Raw genomic sequence first — 413 nt, 5'->3', positions numbered from 1 at the left:
CTGCTGCAACACGCTTTGGCTCTGGATGGGCTTGGTTAATCGTAAAAGATGGAAAATTAGTTGTAACATCAACTCCAAATCAAGATTCTACTTTGATGCCTGTTGCTGATGTACAAGGATTTCCTGTTTTAGGATTAGATGTTTGGGAACATGCTTATTACTTAAATTACCAAAACCGTCGTCCTGATTATATCGAGGCTTTCTTCTCTGTAATTAACTGGGATAAAGTTGCGGAAAGATTTGCATCTGCAAAATAATAAGGTTTAAAAAAATTAAACAATACAAGACTTGTGTAGAAATACGCAAGTCTTTTTTTATCTTTGAACTATGGGAGTAATTATTTTAGAAAATATAAAAATATATTCGAATCACGGATGTTTAGATGAAGAAGCGCGCATTGGTTCTGATTATTT

1 protein-coding gene is annotated in these 413 nt (G+C 33.7%); it reads left to right on the top strand.

Annotated elements, in window-relative coordinates; all coding sequences use genetic code 11:
- The coding region (locus tag QWI17_RS05665) for a superoxide dismutase (RefSeq protein WP_302721542.1) at nt 1-257 on the top strand (257 nt) is incomplete at its 5' end.
- Between the last annotated feature and the right edge of the window lie 156 nt (nt 258-413).

The organism is Gilvimarinus gilvus (assembly GCF_030518155.1).
GTDB lineage: Bacteria > Pseudomonadota > Gammaproteobacteria > Pseudomonadales > Cellvibrionaceae > Gilvimarinus > Gilvimarinus gilvus.
Note: the sequence above shows the minus strand (reverse complement) of the source record. Positions and strands in the feature narration are given on the sequence as shown.